The organism is Variovorax sp. GW531-E2 (genome assembly GCF_059423125.1).
In genome coordinates this window covers 1-3,469 of the sequence record NZ_JBWKXQ010000008.1, presented here as the reverse complement: position 1 = coordinate 3,469, position 3,469 = coordinate 1, and the positions used below count along the sequence as shown (strand labels likewise).

At 68.1% G+C, this 3,469-nt stretch carries 4 protein-coding genes; all 4 read right to left on the bottom strand.

All coding sequences use genetic code 11. From position 1 onward, the window contains the following. A partial coding sequence (locus AC07XP_RS07445) for a LysR family transcriptional regulator (protein ID WP_495264251.1) occupies positions 1-527 on the bottom strand: 527 nt, incomplete at its 3' end. A 13-nt stretch (positions 528-540) separates the two neighbouring features. Next, a complete protein-coding gene (locus tag AC07XP_RS07440; RefSeq protein WP_495264250.1) occupies positions 541-1,431 on the bottom strand; it encodes a LysR family transcriptional regulator in 891 nt (296 codons plus the stop codon). A 127-nt stretch (positions 1,432-1,558) separates the two neighbouring features. Next, positions 1,559-2,464, bottom strand: coding sequence for an SDR family NAD(P)-dependent oxidoreductase (locus AC07XP_RS07435; RefSeq protein WP_070062159.1), 906 nt, complete (start codon positions 2,462-2,464; stop codon positions 1,559-1,561). Positions 2,465-2,606: 142 nt separating this feature from the next. Next, positions 2,607-3,469 (bottom strand): NADPH-dependent 7-cyano-7-deazaguanine reductase QueF (gene queF, locus AC07XP_RS07430; RefSeq protein WP_495264249.1); only part of this gene is annotated, 863 nt, incomplete at its 5' end.

Sequence of the window (3,469 nt, the reverse complement as noted above, 5' to 3'; positions counted from 1 at the left end):
GGGGGGCCCCCCCCCCCCCCCACGGCCAGCTCGTCGGTGCGGTAGGGCAGGCATTCGAGACCGTCGGCCGGCGTCTGGCCCTCGATCACGCCGATATCAGCCAGGCCGGCCTGCACGGCCTTGACCACCTCGGTGCTGGCGCGCTCCTGCAGGTCGATCTTGAGCACCGGGTGCAGGCGCAGGAACGAGCCGATCTGCGCCGGCAGGAACTGCGCGATGGTCGAGGCGTTGGCCGTGATGCTGACCACGCCCGCCACGCCGTTCTGGAAATCGTCGAGCTCGGCGCCCAGCCGGTCCATGGCCGAGAGCACGGCGCGCGCATGCAGGAGCAGCCCATGGCCGGCCGAGGTGAGCGTGACGCCGCGCGCATGGCGCACCAGCAGCGGCAGCCTAGCGCGAGCTTCGAGATCAGAGATGCGCTTGCTCGCAGCCGCGAGCGCGATGTGGCAGCGCTTGGCGCCTTCGCTGATGCTGCCGTGGTCGGACACGGCCACGAACAGGCGCAGCGACTTCAGGTCGGCGGACATGGCCCGTCGCGCCTCAGGTCAAAACGAGGTGATCGAACAGCTCGCGCGCGGAAGCCGGCAGCTGCTCGCGGTTGCGCGCGATGAGCTTGAGTTCGCGTTCGGCCCAGGCGTCGCTCAAGGGCACCGTGGCGATCCGCATCGCCATCGACAGCCGCTGCGCCGACGACGACGGCAGCACGCCGACGCCCACGCCCGCTTCGATCATCAGGCAGATGGCCTCGAAGCTGCTCACCTGGATGCGCGGGTTGAAGCCGCGCCCCGCGAGTTCGGCGCGGCGTTGCAGAAAGCGGTGGATCGCGCTGCCGTGGTGCAGGCCCACGTGCTGCTCGTCGAGCGTGTCGGCAAAGGCCACCGACGACGCGCCCGCCAGCGGGTGCGTGGGCGGCACCACCAGCACGAGCTGGTTGCGCCCGAACGGGCGCGCATCGAACTCGCCGGTGTGCACATCGCCCGCGAGGATGCCGATGTCGGCCTCGCCGTCGGCCACGGCGCGCACGATTTCTTCGCTCAGGTACTCGCGCAGATCGACCTGCACGGCCGGGTGCTGCGTGAGAAAGCCCGCGAGCTTCTGCGGCAGGTACTCGGTGATCGAGGTGGTGTTGGCGAACACGCGCACATGGCCCTTGATGCCCTTGCTGAAGTCCTGCATGTCGCAGCGCAGGTGCTCCATCTGCTGCATCACGCGCTTGGCGTGGTACAGCACCGCCTGCCCCGCCGCCGTGAGGCTCACGCCCTGCGCGCTGCGGTGCAGCAGCTTGCCGCCCACCGCCTCTTCCATCTGCTTGATGCGCGTGGACGCGGCGGCCAGCGAGATGCAGGCCTTCTCGGCGCCGCGCGTGAGGCTGCGCGCGTCCGCCACGTAGACGAACAGTTTCAGGTCGAACAGGTCGAAGTGCAGGTTCACCGGGCGGGCATGAAGGAAGCGGGAGGAACGCGCATTGTCCGGCGAACGGCGTCGCCTGCAGCCGCTTGCGGGTTTGTCCTCAGAAGGTGTGAATGAATCCGGACATGGCGGGTTCGTTCACACCTTCTCAGACCGGGTCCCAGCTGAACACGTCGGCCGAGCGGTCCAGCGGGAAGAAACTGGCGCGCATCGCGGGCATGGCGTGCTCGGCGATGCTCTCGGGCGTCCAGCCTTCGGAGCGGTGGATGGAGCGCACCGGGCGCGGCTGGCTGATGAGCGAGATCTCGTTGTTGCGCACCGAGAAGATCTGCCCGTTGACCGCGGCGGCCGCATCGCTCGCCAGGTACACCGCGAGCGGCGCCACCTTGGCGGGTGTCATCTGCTTGATCTTGTCGACGCGCGCGCGCTGCTCGTCGGTGTCGGTGGGAATGGCGCCGATCATGCGGCTCCAGGCGAAGGGCGCGATGCAGTTGGAGCGCACGTTGAACTTGAGCATGTCCAGCGCGATCGACTTCGACAGCGCCGCGATGCCGAGCTTGGCCGCCGCGTAGTTGGCCTGGCCGAAGTTGCCGATCAGGCCCGAGGTGGAGGTCATGTGCACCAACGCGCCCGAATTCTGTTCCTTGAAATGCGTCGCGGCCGCGCGGCTCACGAAGTAGGCGCCGTACAGGTGCACCTTGATCACCGCGTCCCACTCGTCGACCGACATCTTGTGAAAGAACCGGTCGCGCAGGATGCCCGCGTTGTTCACCACTGCATCGATGCGCCCGAAGCTGTCGACCGCACATTCCACGATGCGTCCGGCGCTCGCGGCATCGGCCACGCTGTCGGTGTTGGGCACGGCCTGCCCGCCCGCCGCGCGGATTTCCTCGACCACCTGCTGCGCCGGGCCGGCACTGCCGCCCGCGCCGTCGAGCCCTGCGCCGATGTCGTTGACCACCACCTTCGCGCCATGCCGCGCCATCGCGAGCGCGATGTCACGCCCGATGCCGCCGCCCGCGCCGGTGACGACGACCACTTTGCCTTCAACCATGTGTCTTGCCTCTGCTTCGGATGTTCGTTCGCCCGCGGACTCGCGGGGGAATTTCAGAATGCCACAGGGGCCGGCCTGCGAGTTCAGGAATTCCGAAGAGGGGCTTAAGCCGCGGCTGCGCGCGACAGCCCGCGGGTGGCCGTTACTGCCGCGCCGTACGAATGTTCGCCGGCAGCGCCTGCGGCCAGCTCGTGCGGAACGGGTTGATGTCCAGCCCGCCGCGCCGCGTGTAGCGCGCATACACCGCGAGCTTGGTCGGCTGGCATTGGCGCCAGATGTCCGTGAACATGCGCTCGGCGCAGGGTTCGTGGAACTCGTTGTGGTTGCGAAAGCTCACGATGTACGCCAGCAGGCCGGCCTGGTCGATGGGCGGGCCGCTGTAGCGGATCTGCACGCTGCCCCAGTCGGGCTGGCCGGTGACGAGGCAGTTGCTCTTGAGCAGCCGGCTGGTGAGGGTTTCGTTCACGTGCACCTGCGTCGTGTCGCTGCTCAGCAGCTCGGGCGCGGGCTGGTAGTGGGTGCATTCGATGTCGAGGCGGTCGAGGTCCAGGCCGTCGATTTCATGCACCGGCTCGCGATCGAAGAGGTCGGGCGTGAGCAGCTTCACGCCGATGCCGGCCGACTGGTCGCTGCCGCGCCATGCGGCTTCGGAAAGGTCGGTGCGCAGGTGCTCGCGCACGGCATCGATGCTGGCGAAGGTGCTGTTGTTGAAGCTGTTGAGGTACAGCTTGAACGACTTGCTCTCGATGATGTTGGGCGTTTCGCAGGGAATGGTGAAGTGCGCAATGGCCACCTGCGGCTTGCCGCGCGGGTTCAGCCAGCTCAGCTCGAAGGCGGTCCAGAGGTCGGCGCCGAAGAAGGGCAAGGCGCCGGCCTGGATGCCCATGGCTTCGCGCTGCGTGGTGCGTGCGATGGGGAACAGCAGGCTCGGGTCGTACTTGTCGGCGTAGGCCGAGGCGCGGCCGAGCTGCGACTGTTCGGGGGTGTTGGGGTTCGTGTTGGGGT